Origin of the sequence: Hymenobacter ginkgonis (assembly GCF_009755225.1) — a bacterium.
Taxonomy (GTDB): domain Bacteria; phylum Bacteroidota; class Bacteroidia; order Cytophagales; family Hymenobacteraceae; genus Hymenobacter; species Hymenobacter ginkgonis.
In genome coordinates, this window is the sequence record NZ_WQKZ01000001.1 from 307,594 (window position 1) to 326,181 (window position 18,588).

At 62.1% G+C, this 18,588-nt stretch carries 16 protein-coding genes; 9 read left to right on the top strand and 7 right to left on the bottom strand.

Annotated features, from left to right (window positions below; genetic code table 11):
- The first annotated feature begins 14 nt into the window (after positions 1-14).
- Entirely contained in the window at positions 15-2,252 is a 2,238-nt protein-coding gene (locus GO988_RS01235) for a xanthine dehydrogenase family protein molybdopterin-binding subunit (protein ID WP_157561713.1), read from the top strand.
- 160 nt (positions 2,253-2,412) lie between these two features.
- Positions 2,413-2,937, top strand: a complete 525-nt coding sequence (locus GO988_RS01240) for a hypothetical protein (protein WP_157561714.1) — start codon at positions 2,413-2,415, stop codon at positions 2,935-2,937.
- A gap of 35 nt (positions 2,938-2,972) precedes the next feature.
- Here GO988_RS01240 and GO988_RS01245 read toward each other — a convergent pair whose 3' ends face one another.
- A complete protein-coding gene (locus GO988_RS01245; protein ID WP_232341329.1) occupies positions 2,973-3,650 on the bottom strand; it encodes a DUF6766 family protein in 678 nt (225 codons plus the stop codon).
- A gap of 256 nt (positions 3,651-3,906) precedes the next feature.
- On the opposite strand from GO988_RS01245, the gene GO988_RS01250 reads away from it, so the two are divergent.
- Positions 3,907-4,377 (top strand): hypothetical protein, encoded by a 471-nt coding sequence (locus GO988_RS01250; protein ID WP_157561715.1) that lies wholly within the window; start codon positions 3,907-3,909, stop codon positions 4,375-4,377.
- A gap of 125 nt (positions 4,378-4,502) precedes the next feature.
- Here the strand turns inward: GO988_RS01250 and GO988_RS01255 are convergent, their stop codons facing one another.
- The 5 genes from GO988_RS01255 to GO988_RS01275 form a co-directional block, all read right to left on the bottom strand.
- Positions 4,503-5,735, bottom strand: coding sequence for an NADP-dependent isocitrate dehydrogenase (locus tag GO988_RS01255; RefSeq protein ID WP_157561716.1), 1,233 nt, complete (start codon positions 5,733-5,735; stop codon positions 4,503-4,505).
- 388 nt (positions 5,736-6,123) lie between these two features.
- On the bottom strand, positions 6,124-6,915 hold the full coding sequence (locus GO988_RS01260; protein WP_157561717.1) for a carbonic anhydrase: 792 nt from the start codon (positions 6,913-6,915) through the stop codon (positions 6,124-6,126).
- A 51-nt stretch (positions 6,916-6,966) separates the two neighbouring features.
- A complete protein-coding gene (locus GO988_RS01265) occupies positions 6,967-8,598 on the bottom strand; it encodes a SulP family inorganic anion transporter (RefSeq protein WP_157561718.1) in 1,632 nt (543 codons plus the stop codon).
- A 207-nt stretch (positions 8,599-8,805) separates the two neighbouring features.
- Complete coding sequence (locus GO988_RS01270) at positions 8,806-10,206, bottom strand: sensor histidine kinase (RefSeq protein ID WP_157561719.1); 1,401 nt, start codon at positions 10,204-10,206, stop codon at positions 8,806-8,808.
- Between the two features lie 232 nt (positions 10,207-10,438).
- The gene (locus GO988_RS01275; RefSeq protein ID WP_157561720.1) at positions 10,439-11,119 is read right to left on the bottom strand and encodes a response regulator transcription factor; all 681 of its coding nucleotides are present in this window, start codon (positions 11,117-11,119) and stop codon (positions 10,439-10,441) included.
- Between the two features lie 175 nt (positions 11,120-11,294).
- On the opposite strand from GO988_RS01275, the gene GO988_RS01280 reads away from it, so the two are divergent.
- The 6 genes from GO988_RS01280 to GO988_RS01305 all read left to right on the top strand — a co-directional run bounded on the left by GO988_RS01280 (position 11,295) and on the right by GO988_RS01305 (position 17,257).
- Positions 11,295-12,323 carry an LLM class flavin-dependent oxidoreductase gene (locus tag GO988_RS01280; RefSeq protein ID WP_157561721.1) on the top strand — a complete coding sequence of 343 codons (1,029 nt, stop codon included), beginning with the start codon at positions 11,295-11,297 and terminating at the stop codon, positions 12,321-12,323.
- A 159-nt stretch (positions 12,324-12,482) separates the two neighbouring features.
- The gene (locus tag GO988_RS01285) at positions 12,483-14,660 is read left to right on the top strand and encodes a S9 family peptidase (protein WP_157561722.1); all 2,178 of its coding nucleotides are present in this window, start codon (positions 12,483-12,485) and stop codon (positions 14,658-14,660) included.
- A 147-nt stretch (positions 14,661-14,807) separates the two neighbouring features.
- A complete protein-coding gene (locus GO988_RS01290) occupies positions 14,808-15,341 on the top strand; it encodes an ion channel (RefSeq protein ID WP_157561723.1) in 534 nt (177 codons plus the stop codon).
- A 159-nt stretch (positions 15,342-15,500) separates the two neighbouring features.
- On the top strand, positions 15,501-15,854 hold the full coding sequence (locus GO988_RS01295; RefSeq protein ID WP_157561724.1) for an alpha/beta fold hydrolase: 354 nt from the start codon (positions 15,501-15,503) through the stop codon (positions 15,852-15,854).
- Positions 15,785-16,351: an alpha/beta fold hydrolase gene (locus tag GO988_RS01300; RefSeq protein WP_157561725.1), complete on the top strand. Its 567-nt coding sequence runs from the start codon at positions 15,785-15,787 to the stop codon at positions 16,349-16,351. Before GO988_RS01295 ends, GO988_RS01300 begins: the two co-directional genes overlap by 70 nt.
- Before the next feature lie 186 nt (positions 16,352-16,537).
- Complete coding sequence (locus GO988_RS01305; RefSeq protein WP_198172459.1) at positions 16,538-17,257, top strand: DUF92 domain-containing protein; 720 nt, start codon at positions 16,538-16,540, stop codon at positions 17,255-17,257.
- Positions 17,258-17,345: 88 nt separating this feature from the next.
- Here GO988_RS01305 and uxuA read toward each other — a convergent pair whose 3' ends face one another.
- The gene (uxuA, locus tag GO988_RS01310) at positions 17,346-18,512 is read right to left on the bottom strand and encodes a mannonate dehydratase (RefSeq protein WP_157561726.1); all 1,167 of its coding nucleotides are present in this window, start codon (positions 18,510-18,512) and stop codon (positions 17,346-17,348) included.
- Positions 18,513-18,588: the final 76 nt, after the last annotated feature.

An 18,588-nucleotide genomic window follows, 5' to 3' on the forward strand; every position in this document is an offset into this window, starting at 1 on the left:
TTCTCCGATTCGATATGAAAACGCTAGACAAGCAAATCGGGGCCCCGATGAACCGGGTGGATGGCCACCAAAAAGTGACCGGCGCGGCCAAATACTCGGCCGAGTACGAACTGCCGGGCATGAGCTACGGGGTGCTAGTAGGCAGCACGATTGCCAAGGGCCGCATCGCGCATATTGATACCAAGGCCGCGGTGGGTGCGCCGGGGGTGCTGGCCGTCATTACTCACCTCAATTCGCCCCAGGTGCCGGGCTTTAAGCCGACGGGTAAGGACCCCTCACAGCCCCAAACAGTGGGCGGGCCGCTCAAGATATTTCACGACGATAAGGTGCGCTTCAACGACCAGCCCATTGCGCTGGTGGTGGCCGATACGTTTGAGCGGGCCCGCTACGCGGCGCGGCTCGTGATGGCGCACTACACCCAGGAAACCCACCAAACCAATATGGCAGCCGGGGCAAAGGATGCCTTTCTGCCAACGTCGGCTCAGAAAAACCCGAAGTCGCCGATGGCCGACTACCAGCGCGGGCAGGCCGACGCCTACAAAACGGCGGCCCTAAAAATCGAGCAGGAGTACGTGATTCCGACCGAAATGCACCACCCGATGGAGATGCAGGCCATCACGGCGCATTGGGAGGCGCCCGACCGGCTCACCATTTACGACAAGACGCAGGGCACCATCGGCACGCGCCGCGACTTTGCCAAGGAGTGGAATTTGCCCGAGGCCAATGTGCAAGTTATTGCCACCTTCGTGGGTGGGGCTTTCGGCAACGCGCTGCACAGCTGGCCACACGAGTCGGCCGCCATCATCGGGGCCAAGGTAGTAGGCCGGCCGGTGAAGCTGATGCTGACCCGCGAGCAGATGTTTACGCAGGTGGGCTACCGGCCCTACACCTGGCAAAAAGTGGGCATGAGTGCCACGGCCGACGGTAAAATTACGGCCATCACGCACGAGAGCATCGGCCAAACCTCTACCTACGAAGAGTTTACCGAGTCGACGCTGGCCCAGACGCGCATGATGTACCAGTCGCCCAACCTGACGACGCGCTACCGCATTGCGGCCCTCGACGTAGGCACGCCCATTTGGATGCGCGGCCCCGGTGAGGCCACCGGCGCTTTCGCCCTAGAGTCGGCTATGGATGAAATGGCCTACCTGCTCAAACTCGACCCGCTGGAGTTCCGGCTGCGCAACTACACCGACCAGGACCCCGAGAAAAACCGTCCCTGGAGCACGAAGTTTCTCAAAGAATGCTACCGGGCCGGCGCCGAGCGCATCGGCTGGACTAAGCGGAAGCTGGAGCCCGGCGCGCTGCGCGACGGCGACTGGCTGGTGGGTTACGGCATGGGGGTAGGCACGTTTGGGGCGCACCGCGGCGCGGCCCACGTCAGCGCCCAGCTGCTACCCAACGGCACCGTGGTGCTTCAGTGCGCCACCACCGACATCGGCCCCGGCACGGGCACGGCCATGACCCAGATTGCGGCCGATACCCTGGGCCTACCCCCCGAAAAAATCCGTTTCGAGCTGGGCAATTCCGGCTTCCCGCAGTCGGGTTCGCAGGGTGGCTCCTCTACCGTAAACACGGTAGGCCAAGCCGTGCAAGATGCGTGTATGGCGCTGAAAGACAAGCTGCGCGAGCTGGCGGCAGCTGGTGCGCCAGCCTTTGCTTCGGCCAAGAAAGAAGACGTGGCGCTGGCCAATGGCTACCTCACGCTGGGTAGCAACGCCGCTACCCGCGTGCCCTACGCCGACTTGCTGAAGCAGCCCGGCGCGGCGCTCGTCAACGTCGAGTCGAAGCCCACCGGCAACGATGGGCAGCTGTATTCGATGTACTCGTTTTCGGTGCACTTTGCCGAGGTGCGGGTGCACGCCCTCACCGGCGAAGTGCGGGTGAGCAAGCTCGTGTCGTGCGCCGACGCGGGCACCATCATCAACCAAAAAACTGCCGCCAACCAAATGAAAGGCGGCGCCGTGGGCGGCATTGGCATGGCCCTGATGGAGCACGCCATTATCGACGACCGCTACGGCCGCTACGTCACCAAAGACTTTGCCGACTACCACGTGCCCGTGCACGCCGATGCGCCGGCTGTGGAGGTGTACTTCGTAAACCAGCCCGACCTGCACGTCAATGCCTTAGGTACGAAGGGCATCGGCGAAATTGCCACCATCGGCGTGGCCCCGGCCATTGCCAATGCTATCTTCAATGCCACCGGCAAGCGCGTGCGCGAGTTGCCCATTACGCCCGATAAACTGGTGTAGGTTTGACATACTGGTGCTAAGAAAGAAGCCCGTGCCGACTACGTCAGTACGGGCTTCTTTTTTGGCGCTGCTATCCGGTAAATTATCAAATTGGCTTGTTACTTGCAACCTGCACAAGCTCGGCTGCACTCTTGAACAAGAACTCTTCCTGCCTATTTATATGAAAATTAAGTTGGTACGCGTGGCGGTTGGCTTGCTCCTAGTAGGGGGGGTAGGGGCGTGTAGTAAGGACACGGCCGTGCCGCCCGAAGAAGCGGCGCCTGGCCAACCCGAGTTTTTTGTGCGCGCCAACACGGGCGCCGCCTTGTGGGTAGCCCCCGGCTCGGGCACCTACGTCAAGTCGAAGAAGCAATTCTATGTATTTGGCCAGGCGGGCACGGCCGCCGAGGCCACCTCCCTAAGCCTGGGTTTTGCCTTGCCGGCGCGGCCCGCCCTCGCGCCGGTGCAGGCGCTGCCGGCTGCCTGGTATGTGCTGGTCGGCTTCGATGCGGCTACCAACAGCTACGCAACGGCCGATGCGGCAAGCCTACCCACCCTGCAAGTCACGCGCCTCGACACCGTGGCCAAAATTGTGGAAGGCCGTTTCGAGGCAGTGCTTCAGCGCGACAAACACTGGACGAAGCAAGTCGAGCAGCTGAGCTTGGCCAATGGCTCCTTTCGGGTGCGCTACCAGGAGGTGCCTTAGCAACTGCGCCAAGGTTTTTCGGGGTGAAATCGCCGTTACTTGCCGGTTTCCGATGTGGCCGCATCCACGGGTTTGGACTGCGGCGAGGACTGCTGGCGCAGAAAAATGGAGAGGCTGACCAGCGAGAAAATGGAAACAAACTCGCTCTGCCAGTTCTGAAACGACTCGAACCAGAAGCGGCTCGTGTGTAGGTAGCCCCACACGTCTACCAGCGGCTTGCCCTCGTGGGCCTGCTCGATGTTGTACACAATGGTGCCGCCGCGGGCGTGCAGGTACATAGCGCCCAGAAATAAAAGCAGGAAGACGATGCTGAGCGAATGCTGGTAGAGGCGCAGCCACCAGCCGCCCCGCCGCACGGGCCAGGGCGCATCGGGCTTGGCCGGGTCGGGCTGCTGGTCTACGTCTTCCTCGCCGGTAAGCTTTTTCGATTCCGGCGACCCTTTTTGCCGCAGCCCGATGGTGAGCACCACGTACACGCCCATCTGCAAAAACTCGCTCTCCCAGTTTTCAAACGTGGCCTCCAGCAAATGCCCCGAGCCCAGGTACTGCCCCAGCGAGAGGGTAGCAAGGCCCATTTGCTGCAAATCGTCGTTGTTGTCGTGCCAGCCGGTCAATACCTGGCCAACTAAACTGCTGGCAATGAGCACAAAAGTGGCTAGCAGTAAGCCGTTTTCGTACAGAAATTTTCGCAGGCGATGAGCAAAGGAAGTCATGGGGTGAGCTAGGGGTAGGGCGCTAAAACGTGCCAGCAGCCTCGGCAGTTGGCAAAGTACCCAACTACTTTGGCTGGCCCACTCACGGCCAGGGTCAAAACCTGCCTTGCGGCCTAGGTCGCCCCCTCAACGAGCGCCACCTAGGCACGAAGTAGCTATGCTGGCCCGCTTGCGCAGCCGCTTGGCAGGCATTTTGCAGCCGGGCGCTTTTGGGCCCCTACCTGGGCGGGGCCTCTCACCCTTTGAAGCGCATCGTATGCTGCCTGTTTACATTGACTTGCTAAGAGAGGAGGCGTTTGGTGCGCCGCCGGGTTCCTCGGCCGCCAGCACTCCGCCCGGCGGCGACGCCGAGCCTACCCGCAGCCGGCGTGCGCGCCTAGAAGGGGCAGTAGTGGCCAAGGCAGCGGCCACTGCTACCAAGCTCTTGCCCCTGGTCGCGTTGCTCGATGCCATTCAGCCGCAAGTGGCAAGCGAGTCGGTGTTTCGGGCCCGGCGCAAAAAAATTCAGGCGCACCTGGCCGTGGCCTACGCCGAGCTGCACGGCGAGCGCCCCCGGCGCCAAGCCCTTTCCCACGCCTTCCAAACGCTGGCCGATTTGGTGCGCGAAGAAACCCGCGACATCAGCCCCGACGAACTAAAGCAAGCCGCCAAGGAAGTGGCCCTGGCCACCCTCAAAAATGCCCCCGCCCTCATCAATGCTGCCCACCAGGCGCGGCTGCTATCGTAGCGGTCAGCCCGTTTAGCAGGGGTAGGGCGATGGCAGCATCGTTTGACTAGCGCCATTACTACGCACCCAAAAAAGCCCCGCTGGTAGTACCAGCGGGGCTTTCGGGCTACACGGGGGGGTAGGGCCTACTTGCCCAGTTTAGCTTTCAAATTCTCGTCGAGGGCCTCCAAAAACTCCTCGGTGTAGAGGTAGTCGCGGCCGTGCTCCACCTTGTTGCCGTGGATGCAAACGGCGAGGTCCTTGGTCATCTTGCCGCTTTCTACGGTCTCGACGCACACGGCCTCTAGGGCGTGGCAGAAGTCGATAAGCTCTTGGTTGCCGTCGAGCTTGCCGCGGAATTCCAGGCCGCGCGTCCAGGCGAAGATGCTGGCAATGGGGTTGGTCGAGGTCGGCTTGCCCTTCTGGTGGTCGCGGTAGTGGCGCGTCACGGTGCCGTGGGCAGCTTCGGCCTCCATCACGGTGCCGTCGGGCGTCACCAGGGTCGAGGTCATCAGGCCCAGCGAGCCAAAGCCCTGGGCTACCGTGTCGCTCTGCACGTCGCCGTCGTAGTTCTTGCAGGCCCACACGAAGTTGCCGTTCCATTTCAGGGCCGAGGCCACCATGTCGTCAATCAGGCGGTGCTCGTAGGTGATGCCGGCCGCCTTGAATTTCTCGGTGTAATCCTGCTCGTAAATCTCCTGGAAGATGTCCTTAAACCGGCCATCGTACTTCTTAAGGATGGTGTTTTTGGTGCTCAGGTACAGCGGCCAGCCCTTCATCAGGGCCTGGTTGAAGCAGGCGTGGGCAAAGCCCCGGATGCTCTCGTCGGTGTTGTACATGGCCAGCGCCACCCCGTCGTTTTTGAAGTTAAACACCTCAAACGACTGCACCTCGCCGCCATCTTCGGGCGTGAAGGTGATAGTGAGCTTGCCCTTGCCCTTGGTCACAAAATCGGTGGCGCGGTACTGGTCGCCAAATGCGTGGCGGCCAATACAAATAGGGGCGGTCCAGTTGGGCACCAGGCGGGGCACGTTGCTCATCACAATGGGCTCGCGAAACACGGTGCCATCCAGGATATTGCGGATGGTGCCGTTCGGCGACTTCCACATCTGCTTGAGGTTGAACTCTTTCACGCGGTCCTCGTCGGGCGTGATGGTCGCGCACTTGATGCCCACGCCGTACTGCTTAATGGCGTTAGCCGCGTCGATGGTTACCTGGTCGTTGGTTTCATCGCGGTACTCAATCCCCAGGTCGTAGTACTTAATGTCTACGTCCAGGTAGGGGGTAATCAACTTATCCTTAATAAATTTCCAGATGATGCGCGTCATTTCGTCGCCATCGAGCTCAACAACTGGGTTCGCTACGCTGATTTTGGTCATTTCCTTGAGTGGGTTATGGATAGGTGGGCGGTTTCATCGCCAGCGAGGCGCGGCAATGCAGGGTTTGGCAAAGGGAAGCTCACCAGCCAACAGGCTGCCCGGCTCCCTTACCGGCACCAATATTAAGGGAGTTTCGGCGCCCGGCAACGTTTGGGGCGGGCAGTACTTACGCAAACGTTGCCGGCCCAAAGGGGGGTAGCCCCCGCCTGGCGGGTAAGTAATGGGCAAGCGGCCAAGCTATTCGCGGGCATTGGCAGGGCACAAAGCCCAACGCCGGGCCCCGGCAACCCAACTTAGTGCTGGTTGCCGGGGCCCGGCGTCTTCTTAGCTAGGAACTGCTGGCTTACCCCCTTCGGCACGCGGCAGGGGGGTAGGGCCGGCCGCGTGATTAAGCCACTTGCCGCTTAGCTGCTTTGGCTGGCTTCGGTGGCTGGGCCGGCTCCGCGCCGGTGGGGAGGCCATGAGCAGCGACTGCGGGAGTGCTGGCCAGTTTAACGGGCTGGCGAGTAGCCTCCGTATGCTTCGCCTCGGTGCGGTAAATGTGCGCCAAATCGTAGAGGCCAGCACCGTCACTCACGTTCAAATCTTTGAGTACGCCGTCGGCGATGTCGTAGACGAGGCCGTGCAGGCGCGGGGGCTTGTCGGTGCGCATGGCGTTCTGGATGATGTTGGTTTTGGCTAGGTTATGCACCTGCTCGATTACGTTCAGCTCCACGAGCCGGCGCAGGCGCTGCTTCTCCTCGCTGATGCGCAGCAGCTCCGTCTCGTGCAGGCGCACCACGTCGCGGATGTTGACCAGCCAGTTGTCAATCAGCCCGTACTGCTTGTTGGCCGCCGCTGCCGCCACGCCCCCGCAGCCGTAGTGGCCCACCACCAGAATGTCTTGCACGCCAAGCACTTCCACCGCGTACTGGAGCACGCTCAGCAGGTTCATGTCGGAGTGCACCACCAGGTTGGCGATGTTGCGGTGCACAAACATCTCGCCCGGTCCCGTGCCCGTGATGCCCGAGGCCGGCACCCGCGAGTCGGAGCAGCCGATGAAGAGGTAGCGCGGGGTTTGCCCGTTGGCCAGGCGCTGGAAAAACGCCGGGTCCTCGGCATTCTTGGTGGCTACCCATTGCTTGTTATTCTCTAAAATAGCGTCGATGCTAGGAGCGGAAGAGGCTCTGGTATTTTTCATAAAGGTTATAATAGCAGCTAAGTAAGTAGAAAGCACAAGGCGTACATAAGCCTAGTGCCCGGCCAGTGCCACCTGGCGAATGCCGCGCAGCTCTAGCTCGATGCCGCGTGCCGGGGCCGCCTGCCGAAAGGCCTCAATGGCCTCCAATACATCGTGGTCGATGACGTCGGAGCGGCTGCCGTCGAGCAGCACGCGGCTGCCGGTGGGCAGCTGTTCGAGGGTAGTCACGATGCTGGCTTTATTTAAAAATGACACGTGCTCGGGTAAGTGCAGGTGCAGGCGGTCGTCGGCGTCAGCGTTCGGGTTCGGGTCTTGGCGTAGGTAGGAGCCGGCCTTGGCGTTGTCTTTGAGAATGAAGAAGAAACCCAGCACCAACCCGATGCTAACCCCCTTGAGCAAGTCGGTGAAGAGCACCGCTATAATGGTGAAAATAAAGGGCCCAAACTGTGCCCAGCCCAGCCGCCACTGCCCGCGGTAGAGCGCGGGCTTGGTGAGCTTGAAGCCCACCACCAGCAGCACCGCCGCCAGCGCCGAGAGCGGAATCAAATTCAGCACGCGGCCCAAAAATAGCAGGCTCGCCAGTAGCAGCAGCCCGTGGATGAAGGCCGCCAGGCGCGTGCGTGCCCCGGCCGCAATATTGGCCGACGAGCGCACAATAACGGCCGTGAGGGGCAGGCCCCCGAGCAAAGCGCTTACCAGGTTGCCAGCACCCTGGGCCAGCAGTTCGCGGTTAGGCGGCGTGTGGCGCTTCTGGGGGTCGAGATTATCGACGGCCTCGATGCTAAGCAGCGTTTCGAGCGAGGCCACAATAGCAATGGTAAACGCCACGCCGTAAGTAACCGGCCGGCGGAAGGCTTCGAGGTCGAGCCAGCTCATTTCGTGCGCTAGCTGGCTGAGCGACGTCACCACGGGCAGGTGCACCAAGTGCTCGGGCCGCACCTGCCAGGCCGGGGCCAGCGTGTGCAGCAACTGGTTGAGGCCCACGGCCGCTACTACCGCCACCAGGGCACCCGGCACCAGCCGCGACCAGGCTTGGCGGCGCACCAAGGGCCTGTCCCAGGCCAGAAGCAGCCCCAGCGATACTACCCCCACCAGCACCGAGCCGGGACTGATGGCCTGCAACGCCTTGCTAAGCTCCGAGAAGGTATTCAGCCCGTCGGCCTGGAAAAACTCCATGTCCTCGAAGTAGTCCATATCGGCCCCGAAGAAGTGCGGCAGCTGCTTCAAAATCAAGATAATGCCGATGGCCGCCAGCATGCCCCGGATAACTGCTGCCGGAAAGTACAGCGCAATAATGCCCGCCCGCGCCACGCCCAGCAGCAGCTGCATCACGCCGGCTATTGCCGTAGCCGTGAGCACCGCCGGAAACGAGCCCAAGGTGGCAATGGCCGACAGCATAATGATGGTGAGGCCCGCCGCCGGGCCGCTCACGCTCACGTGCGAACCGCTGAGCCAGCTCACCACTACCCCCCCCACAATGCCCGCCACGATACCCGCCAGCAGCGGCGCCCCCGAAGCCAGCGAAATGCCCAAGCACAGGGGCAATGCCACCAGAAATACCACCAGCCCGGCGGGCGCATCTTGGCCCAGCGAGCTAAAGGGCGACGGCTGCGGCCCGGCCGGGGGGGTAGGGGCCGCGATGGGCGCCCCGGTGTGGGCCGGCGAAGAAATAACGTGCGTCATAAGCGTAGGGGGCGCCTGAAGAAAGCCGCACGCACGGCCCCCCTCAGCGCAGGGTCACAAGCTTACGAATACCCTATTAAGTAGGCGTTAAAGCCAGATTAAAAGGAAATTAAAGTGCTTGTAGGAAGGAAATGCGGGGTTTTTTAACGAGATGGAACATTCCACAGAAAAAATCCAGCCAGAAAACTGCCGTGAAGCGTGTTGCCATCACCGGCTTGCTGGCCACTCTAGGCGCACGCGGGTGCCCTGGCCGGGCTCGCTGGCTACGCGCACCGTGCCGCCGTGCAGCGCCATGATGCGCGCCGTAAGCGGCAGCCCGATGCCGTGGCCCGGTACCGCCCGCGCGGCCGCCGCCCGGAAAAACGGCACGAACACCTGCTGCAAGTCGGCGGGGCTCATGCCGGGGCCTTCGTCGGCCACAACCAGGGCGAGGCGGGTAGGGCTGCGCGCCAACGTAGCCGTGACTGGCTGGCCCGTACCAGCCGAAAACTTGCAGGCATTGTCGAGCACGTTAAGCACCGCCGACAGCAGCAGGGCCTCGTTGCCGCGTAAGGTGCCCGCGCCGGCCTCGTCGGCTTCGCCCAAGTCGAGGTCGACGCGGCAGGTGGGGTAGCGTTGCAGCAGCAACTCGTAGGCTTGCAGCAGCAGCTCGTCGAGCCGCACGGGGCCCATGGGCACCTGCGAGGGGTCGTCGGAGGCGCGCGCTATTTGCAGCAGGCCGTTGGTGAGGCTGTTGAGCTGGCGGGCCGAGTCGAGGGTGCGCTGGAGCACGCGCCGGTACTCGGCCGTGGGGCGTTCGGCTTGCAGCAGCGCCACTTCCAGCTCGCCAGTGAGGGCCGTGAGCGGCGTGCGCAGCTCGTGCGAGGCATCGCGCACGAAGGTGCGCTGGCCGGCAAAGGCTGCCTCCAAGCGGTCGAGCAGGCTGTTGAAGCGCTGGGCCAGGCGCCCAATTTCGTCGGCGGCGCCGGTGGCGTGGGTGAGGCGCTGGCTTAGGTCGGTGGCCGTGATGCCATCGACCTCGCGCACCATGCGCCGCAGCGGCCACAGCGCCCGCCCCGCAAAAGCCCAGCTGCCCACGCCGCCCGCCAGCAGCGCCACCAGCAAGCCGCCCGCCAGCAGGCGCCGCAGCTGCCGCAGCTGCTGGCGGCTGTCCTCATCTACCGACGAAGCTACCACCACCAGCGGGCCCAGGTGGGCATCGTGGTAGAGCAGGCCCACCGTTTCGTGGTAGTTGGTTTCGGGCTCGAGCACGGCGCTGCCGGTGCGGCGCACCTCGGCCAGCCACGCCGCGGGCACGGGCTTGGCCAGCGCCTGGCCTTCCCGAAATACCAGGTGGTTGTTCGCGTCGTATACCCGGCCTTCTTCGCTGGGCAGCGTGCGGTAAAGCTGGCGCAAATACAGCCGGTACGACGCCTGCTGCCCGGCATCGGTGTGCTGCAAGCCGTCGGCGTAGGCATGCCCCACCACCTGCGTACGCCGAAACAGGCTTTGGGTAAATACCTCGCGCCGCGATTCCTGCGTGACCACGTAAATCACCAGCGCAAACAGCAGCAGCGTCACGCCCAGAATTGCCCCAAATTGCAGCGCCAAGCGCAGGCGAATAGTCATTGCGTAATAATTAACTAACTAATGGACAATTGATTAATAGTTAATAGTTGAGTGATTAATGATTGCCAAAACGAACGTCATGCCTATCGGGCGTCCCGACAGGAAGCCTTGCTACCGCTTCATTCGCGCCGTGCAACGATGCGAGCAAGATGCTTCCTGTCAGGACGCCCGATAGGCATGACGTTCTTTATTATCAATTAGCAGCCATTAATTAATCATTAATCACTGGTCCCTACCCTCCGATTTTCAGTACGTAGCCCATGCCTACCAGCGTGTGAATCAATTTGGGCTCGAAACCTTTGTCGATTTTTTTGCGCAGAAAGTTGATGTACACGTCAATGACGTTGGAACCTGTGTCAAAGCTCAAATCCCAGACGTGCTCCAGCAGGTTGGCGCGGCTCACTACGCGGCCTTGGTTGCGCAGCAAATATTCGAGCAGCGAAAACTCGCGGGCCGTGAGCTGCACCTGCTGGCCGGCGCGCTCCACGCGCTTGGTGGCGGGGTCGAGGCTGAGGTCGGCCAGGTGCAGGGTCGCGAGTTGAGCGGGCGCTTCGGTGCGCCGCCGCACCAGCGCCCGCAGGCGGGCCAGCAGCTCCTCAAAAGCAAAGGGCTTGACAAGGTAATCGTCGGCCCCAGCGTCGAGGCCCCGGATTTTGTCGTCGGTTTCGCCCAGCGCCGTGAGCAGCAAAATGGGCACGCCCGCATCGTGGGCGCGCACCTGGCGGCACACCTCCAGCCCGCTGAGGCCGGGCAGCATCTGGTCAAGAATAAGGCAGTCGTAGCGCGTGCTTTGGGCGCGGCGCAGCCCCAGCAGGCCGTCGGCGGCCAGGTCCACGGTGTAGCCCTGTTCCGTAAGGCCCTGGTGCAGAAAGCTGGCCACCGAGGGTTCGTCTTCGACTAATAAGATTTTCATAGGCACAAAAGGCTGCGGGCCGAAATAGCACAACCGGCTGCAAAAATGCGCGCTGGCTCGCCGAACTGCCGGGGCAAAGGCCCAGTCGGCGCGGCAAGCAGCCAGCAAGGGGGTAGGCAAGCGTCAACTTTTATGCGGCCGCCGTGGTTAGAGGCCTTTCTACTCTACTACTAGGATGAAAACCAGTTCTCCCGCCACAGTTGCGTTTTCGGTGCTTGATTTGGCGCCCATCGTGGCCGGTGCCACGCCTACCGATACCTTCCGCCACAGCCTCGATTTGGCGCAGCACGTCGAGCAGTTCGGCTACACGCGCTTCTGGCTTTCCGAGCACCACAACATGGCCAGCGTGGCCAGCTCGGCCCCGGTGGTGCTGATTGGCTACATCGCGGGGGGCACCACTACGCTGCGCGTAGGCTCGGGCGGCATTATGCTGCCCAACCACGCGCCGCTGGTAGTAGCCGAGCAGCTGGGCACGCTGGCCTCGCTCTACCCCGGCCGCATCGACCTGGGCCTGGGCCGCGCGCCGGGCTCCGACCAGCTGACGGCGCAGGCCATTCGGGGCAGCCGCTTCGGGGGGGCGCAAGATTTTCCGCGCGATATCCAGCAACTGCAAACGTATTTCTCGGCTGCTAATAGCGGGGCCGCCGTGCGCGCCATTCCGGGCGAGGGGTTAGATATTCCGATTTACGTGCTCGGCTCGAGCACCGACAGCGCCTACCTGGCAGCGGCTATGGGCTTGCCCTACGCCTTTGCCAGCCACTTTGCGCCGGGTCAACTGTTGGCGGCACTCGACATCTACCGGCGCAATTTCCGGCCCTCGGCCGCCCTGGCCCAGCCCTACGTAATCGCCTGCGTAAACGTAATTGCCGCCGACACCGATGCCGAGGCCCAGTGGCTGGCCACGTCGTTGCAGCAGTTTATGCTGGGCGTTATCACGGGCCGGCCGGCGCCCTTGCTGCCGCCCGTCGAAACTATGCAGTGGGGCCCTGCGCAGCAGCAGGCCGTGATGCAGATGCTGGCCTACTCGTTTATCGGCAGCAAAGCCACCATTCAGCAAGATTTGCAGGAATTTATCGCCCAAACGCAGGTCGATGAAGTGATGGCCGTGTCGAATATTTTCAACCACGAAGCGCGGGTGCACTCGTACCAGGTGCTGGCTGATGCGTTGCGCGAGTTGCAGCCCACTGCGGAGCTGGTTCGCTAGTGGCAGGGTAGGGCGCAAAGGGCGACGGCTATTTGAATGCTGAATGGGCTGTAAGTCTGTTATATGCGAAGTAAAACCAGGGAGAACGGGCTGCCGCGCCGCGCGCATTCGGTTGGCGGGGGGTAATTTCAGCCAACTAACTCTCTTGTTTTTCTCCGCATGATACAGCACGCAGTCCGCCACGCGGGCGCGACCCTCGCCCTTTTACTTACCGCCGCGGCCGCGCAGGCGCAGGTGGGCCCCGGCACCCAATGGACCAAAGATGGCTATGGCTACCTGAAGGTGCAGCAAGATGAAATAGTGCAGCTCGATGCCCGCAAAACGGGCCAGGCCGTCACCATCCTCAGCAAGCAGCAATTAACGCCCGCCGGCCAAACGGCCCCGCTCAAGGTGCGCCGCTTTGCTATGTCTGATAACGGCAAGCTGGTTTTGCTCAACACCAACACCAAAAAAGTGTGGCGCTACGACACCCGCGGCGACTACTGGGTGTATAACCTAGGCACCAACAAGCTGGTGCAGCTCGGCAAGGGCCGGCCCGAGTCGTCGCTGATGTTTGCCAAATTTTCGCCCGATGGCAGCAAGGTGGCCTACGTGAGCGAACACAACTTGTACGTCGAAAACCTGGCCGATAACCGCATTACCCAGCTCACCACCGACGGCACCGATAAGCTCATCAACGGCACCTTCGACTGGGTGTATGAGGAGGAGCTGGACTGCCGCGACGGCTTCCGCTGGGCGCCCAACGGCCAGAGCTTGGCCTACTGGCAGCTCGACGCGACCAAGACGCGCAACTACTTGATGCTGAACACTACCGACCAGCTCTATCCCTATACGGTGCCCGTGGAGTACCCGGTGGTAGGCGAAGACCCCAGCCGCGCCCGCATTGGCGTGGTGCCGGTGGCCGGCGGCGCTACCAAGTGGATGGATATCCCCGGCGACGCCGTGCAGCACTACCTGCCGCGCATGGAGTGGGCCGGCCCCAGCGAGCTGATTGTGCAGCAGCTCAACCGCCGCCAGAACGAGAGCAATATTATTTTGGCCAACGCCAGCACCGGCGCGGTCAAGGCCATTTTCAGCGAAACCGACAAGGCTTGGATTGACGCCAAAGACCCGGCCGTGGGCTGGAATTGGATTAACAAGGGCCAGAGCTTCGTGTGGGCCAGCGAAAAAGACGGTTGGCGCCACCTTTATTCGATAGACCGCACCGGCAAGGAGAAGCTGCTGACGCCCGGCAACTACGACGTGATTAGCCTCGAAAACATCGACGAGGTCGGGGGCGAAATCTACTTCATGGCCTCGCCCACCAACGCCACCCAAACCTACCTCTACCACGTGCCCCTGAAGGGGGGTAGCGCCACGCGCCTCACGCCCATGGCGCAAGCCGGCTGGCACAATTACGATATTTCGCCCAACGGCAAAATTGCGCTGCATACCTACTCCAGCGCGGCCCACACGCCCGTAGCCGACGTGGTGAGCCTACCCGCCCACCAACGCCTGAGCGGCGGCGAGAGCCCCACACCGCCGGCCGGCATGGCCGCAATGAAGCTGCCCAAAACCGAGTTCTTTCAGGTGAAAACCGCCGATGGCGTGACCCTGGACGGCTGGATGGTGAAGCCCACCAATTTCGACCCCAAGAAGAAGTATCCCATCGTATTCTACGTGTATGGCGAGCCAGCTAGCCAGACCGTAACCGACCGCGTGGGTACGGGCCTCAACCGCCTCTACCAGGGCAATATGGCCGACGACGGTTACATCTACGCCTCGCTCGAAAACCGGGGCGCGCCCGCCCCGCGCGGCCGCGAGTTTCGCAAGGCCATCTACCACAACATTGGCGCGCTCAACATCCGCGACCAGGCCATGGGTGCCAAGGAAGTACTCAAAAACAGCTTCGTTGATACCAGCCGCGTGGCGGTGTGGGGCTGGAGCGGCGGCGGCTCGTCTACGCTCAACCTGATGTTCCAGTACCCGCAGATTTATAAGACAGGTATCTCCATCGCGGCCGTGGACAACCAGCTCAACTACGACAACATTTACCAGGAGCGCTACATGGGCCTCGTGCCCGAAGACAAGCACTTTTTCGTGGATAACTCGCCGTTGGCCCACGCCAAAAACCTGCGCGGCAACCTGCTGCTCGTGCACGGCACCGGCGACGATAACGTGCACTACAACAACGCCGAACAGATGATAAACGAGCTGGTGAAAGACGGTAAAACCTTCCAGCTCATGAGCTACCCCAACCGTACGCACAGCATCTCGGAGGGCGAGGGTACCAGCCGCCACCTGGCGGCCACCTACACCAAGTTCCTCAAGGAAAACTGCCCGCCCGGCGGGCGCTAGCCGGCATGCAGCTTCGGCACTAAAGCGGGGGTAGGGAAAGCATAGGCTGCTTTCCCTACCCCCGCTTTTTGCTGCGGAGCGGCCCACGCATTTGGGTGGGCATCGGGCGTGCGCGTTACCTTCCGCCGACCCTAGCTTTTTCTCGTTATGCGAATCCCTCTTGTGCGCGTTACGCTGCTCTTCGTGAGCTTTATTATGGGCGGGGCGCTGCTGCTCGTATTCGATTTTTATGAACTGAACAGCCCGCGCGTGAATACGGCGCTGCTCCTGCTGCTGACGGCGGCCAAGGTGGCGTATTTTCTGGTAGCCATCTTGCGCTGGATTCGCCAAACGGTGACTTCGCCCTATCACCTTCAGCACCTGCTGAGCTTTTTGGCGCTGCACGTGCTGCTGATTGTTTGCTCGTTTGGTATTGATTATTACTGCCTTCACGAAATCAGCGACGACTCGTTTTACCTACCCAGCGGCCCACAAGCGGCCTGGCGGCAGATGCTCACGTTTTTGTATTTCAGCCTGGGCAAGTTTACGACCGCGGGCGGCGGCGAACTGCACCCACTAAGCCCGGCGGCGCAGGTATGCGCCATGGCCGAAATGGTGGTTTCGTACTTCACCACGGTGCTGATTATTGCCAACGTGGGCTTGCTGCAAGCTCTATTCGGCCGCAAGCCTGATGCCTCCTAGCCAGGCGGCTGCCGGCTGGGCTAGGCACCACGGGCGGGGGTAGGGGCGGGGTGCCCAAAGTATGACTATTGCTTGATAGGCAAGGTATTTGCACGAGCAAAACAGCTGGTGGCGCCGCAAGTAAAAGCTTTGTTGATGGCCTGCTTTCCCTTGCACGATATGAAATCTTTTACCGTTCCTCACCACCGAGAAGCACCCCTAATCCGAAACAGTGAAAACTGGGCCGTGCTCCAGCGCCACAATGTGCAGGTAGTCGGTCGTGGCCAGCCCACGCTGATTTTTTGCAATGGCTTCAACTGCAACCAGCAGGTGTGGCACTACCTCACACCCGCTTTGGCCACGCGCTACCAGCTGGTGCTGTTTGACCAGATGGGTACCGGCCGCGCCGACCGTGCGGCCTACGACCCCAGAAGTACGCCACCCTCGATGGCTATGCCCAGGACGTGGTGGCTATCTGCCGGGCCTTGGATGTGCGGGAGGCCATTATCGTGGGCCATTCGGCGGGCGCCATGATTGCGCTGCTGGCCGCCATTCGGGCGCCGCAGTATTTTGCGAAAGCCGTGCTGCTGGCCGCCTCGCCCTACTACCTCAACGAGCCGGGCTACTACGGCGGCTTCGAGCGCAAAGACGTGGCCGACCTGCTGGCGACCATGGACGCCAACTACCAGCAGTGGGCCAACGCGTTTGCCATCATGCTAGTTGGGCAAGACTACCCCGCTACCCTGGGCTACGAGCTGGCCGGCTACTTCTGCCAGTCTGACCCCGAAATTGCCAAGCAGATTGTGCAGCTCAGCTTCTGGGGCGATAACCGCGCCCTGCTGCCGCAACTGCACTTGCCCACGCTGCTGCTGCAATGCGCCGACGACGTGGCCGTGCCCACCGAAGTGGGGCAATACCTGCTCGAGCACCTGCCCCAGGCCACCCTCGTTACGCTGCAAGCTACCGGCCATTGCCCCCACCTCAGCGCGCCCCGCGAGGTGCTGGCGGCTATGCAAGATTTTATCGGGTAGGGCGATAGTTTCGGTACTGCCACTGATTTTGCGGGGTAGACGCTCCCTTTGGGCACTGCAGCCCCGGGTAGGGCGAGAGCTCGCCAATGTGCGCCGGCCGTGGCCGTGAGCTTTACTTTGTGCCGAAGGAAGTGCCTGGTGGCAGGGGGTAAGGTTTCCCGTCGCCGCCAGCGTCCCGAAGCCCGAATGATGTTTTTCCAACTTGGTATCGTGTTGCTGCTGCTGGCGCTGGGTATGGGCTACAGCGCGCGGGCCGGCAAGCTCACCACTCCGGCTGTGTGGATGGGCGGGCTGCTGGGCTTGCTCATCTACCTCGGGGCGGGGTTCGTGGGCCTGGCGCTGCTGGCGCTGTTTTTTGGGCTGGGCACAGCCGCTTCTGCCTGGAAAGTGGCCGACAAGCGCCGTCTCGGCTTGGCCGAAGAAAACAAAGGCCGCCGCACCGCCGGCCAGGTAATAGCCAATGCCGGCGTGGCTGGCGCGCTGGGCTTACTCAGCTGGCGCTACCCCCCCGCCGCCCCGTGGGGCCAGCTGCTGCTGGCGGGCAGCTTCGCCGCCGCTACCGCCGACACTCTAGCCTCGGAGCTAGGCAATGTGTATGGCCGGCGCTACTACAACGTGCTCACCTTCAAGCCCGACACCCGCGGGCTAAATGGCGTGGTCAGTCTCGAAGGCACACTGTTAGGCTTGGCGGGTAGCGCTCTTATCGCGGCCGTTTACTGCCTGGGTGCTGGCTGGAGCGCGGCTTTTGGGTGGCTGCTGCTGGCTGGCACGGCCGGCAATTTTGCCGATTCGCTGCTGGGTGCCACCCTCGAGCGCCGCCACTACCTCACCAACAATGCCGTAAACCTACTGAACACACTTGTGGGTGCGCTCACAACTGGGGCGCTCTACTGGCTTGCTAAATAGGTGTAGCACACGCAGAAAAAAAACGTCCTGCTGCACTACGCGCAGCAGGACGTTTTTTTTCTGCGAAATAGCCCCCACGCTTTGCATTTTACCCGAGCGAGCGGCTGATGCCTAGCTCCAAGCCGCGCAGCTCGGCCAAGCCGCGCAGGCGGCCAATGGCCGAGTAGCCGGGGTTGGTTTGCTTGTGCAAATCGTCGAGCATTTGGTGGCCGTGGTCGGGGCGCATGGGTAGGCTTACCTGGCGCTGGCGCATCACGCCGACCAGCTCGCGCATAACGGCGTACATGTCCACATCACCTTCCAAGTGGTTGGCTTCGTAGAAGTTGCCCTCGGCGTCGCGCTGCGTACTGCGCAAATGGATGAAGTGAATGCGCGGGGTAAACGCGCGCACCATGGCCGGCAAGTCGTTATCAGCCCGCACCCCAAACGAGCCAGTGCAGAAGCACAGCCCGTTGCGCACCGACGGCACGGCCGCTGCCAGCGCGGCCACGTCGTCGGCCGTGCTCACCACCCGCGGCAGCCCCAAGATGGGGTAGGGCGGGTCGTCGGGATGAATGGCCAGGTTCACGCCTACCTCTTCGGCCACCGGCACAATGGCCTGCAAAAACAAAATCAGGTGCTGGCGCAACTGGTTGGCGTCAATGCCCGCGTACGCATCCAGCGCCTGCTGAAACTGCGCCAGCGTGAAGCTCTCCTCGCTGCCCGGCAGCCCCGCAATCACGTTGCGTTGCAGTTGCTGGCGCTCGGCCTCGCTCATGCCCTCGAAGCGGACTTGAGCGCGGGCCAGCTCCTCAGCGGTGTAGGCTTGGGCCGCGGTCTGGCGCCGAAGCAGCAGCGCATCGAAGGCCACGAACGCCGCCTTTTCAAAGCGCAGTGCCCGCGAGCCATCGGCTACGGGAAAAGCCAAATCCGTGCGCGTCCAGTCGAGTACAGGCATGAAATTGTACGTGACCGTATAAATGCCGCAGGCCGCCAGATTGCGAATAGATGTTTGGTAATTAAGGATATAGCGCTGGTATTCGCCGGTGCGGGTTTTGATGTTTTCGTGCACGGGCACGCTTTCTACCACGCTCCACGTGAGGCCGGCCGCGGCAACAAGCGCCTGGCGCTCGCGGATGGCGGCCACCGGCCACACCTCGCCATTCGGAATTTGGTGCAGGGCCGAAACCACGTCAGTAGCACCCGCCTGGCGGATGTCGGACAGGCTCACGGGGTCGTTGGGGCCAAACCAGCGCCAGCTTTGGATAAGGGGCATAAAAGATGAGTGGGATGATTTAAGGTATTGAGTAGGGCTTTAAAAGGGAGTAAGTAGTCGCCCTCCATAGAAAGCC

Bases quoted from the DNA above. Each gene is read 5' to 3' on its own strand.
- GO988_RS01245 (WP_232341329.1), bottom strand. From the start codon at position 3,650: ATGACTTCCTTTGCTCATCGCCTGCGAAAATTTCTGTACGAAAACGGC.
- GO988_RS01275 (WP_157561720.1), bottom strand. From the start codon at position 11,119: ATGAAAATCTTATTAGTCGAAGACGAACCCTCGGTGGCCAGCTTTCTG.
- GO988_RS01255 (WP_157561716.1), bottom strand. From the start codon at position 5,735: ATGACCAAAATCAGCGTAGCGAACCCAGTTGTTGAGCTCGATGGCGAC.
- uxuA (WP_157561726.1), bottom strand. From the start codon at position 18,512: ATGCCCCTTATCCAAAGCTGGCGCTGGTTTGGCCCCAACGACCCCGTG.
- GO988_RS01260 (WP_157561717.1), bottom strand. From the start codon at position 6,915: ATGAAAAATACCAGAGCCTCTTCCGCTCCTAGCATCGACGCTATTTTA.
- GO988_RS01265 (WP_157561718.1), bottom strand. From the start codon at position 8,598: ATGACGCACGTTATTTCTTCGCCGGCCCACACCGGGGCGCCCATCGCG.
- GO988_RS01295 (WP_157561724.1), top strand. From the start codon at position 15,501: ATGAAATCTTTTACCGTTCCTCACCACCGAGAAGCACCCCTAATCCGA.
- GO988_RS01290 (WP_157561723.1), top strand. From the start codon at position 14,808: ATGCGAATCCCTCTTGTGCGCGTTACGCTGCTCTTCGTGAGCTTTATT.
- GO988_RS01305 (WP_198172459.1), top strand. From the start codon at position 16,538: ATGATGTTTTTCCAACTTGGTATCGTGTTGCTGCTGCTGGCGCTGGGT.
- GO988_RS01285 (WP_157561722.1), top strand. From the start codon at position 12,483: ATGATACAGCACGCAGTCCGCCACGCGGGCGCGACCCTCGCCCTTTTA.
- GO988_RS01235 (WP_157561713.1), top strand. From the start codon at position 15: ATGAAAACGCTAGACAAGCAAATCGGGGCCCCGATGAACCGGGTGGAT.
- GO988_RS01240 (WP_157561714.1), top strand. From the start codon at position 2,413: ATGAAAATTAAGTTGGTACGCGTGGCGGTTGGCTTGCTCCTAGTAGGG.
- GO988_RS01270 (WP_157561719.1), bottom strand. From the start codon at position 10,206: ATGACTATTCGCCTGCGCTTGGCGCTGCAATTTGGGGCAATTCTGGGC.
- GO988_RS01250 (WP_157561715.1), top strand. From the start codon at position 3,907: ATGCTGCCTGTTTACATTGACTTGCTAAGAGAGGAGGCGTTTGGTGCG.
- GO988_RS01280 (WP_157561721.1), top strand. From the start codon at position 11,295: ATGAAAACCAGTTCTCCCGCCACAGTTGCGTTTTCGGTGCTTGATTTG.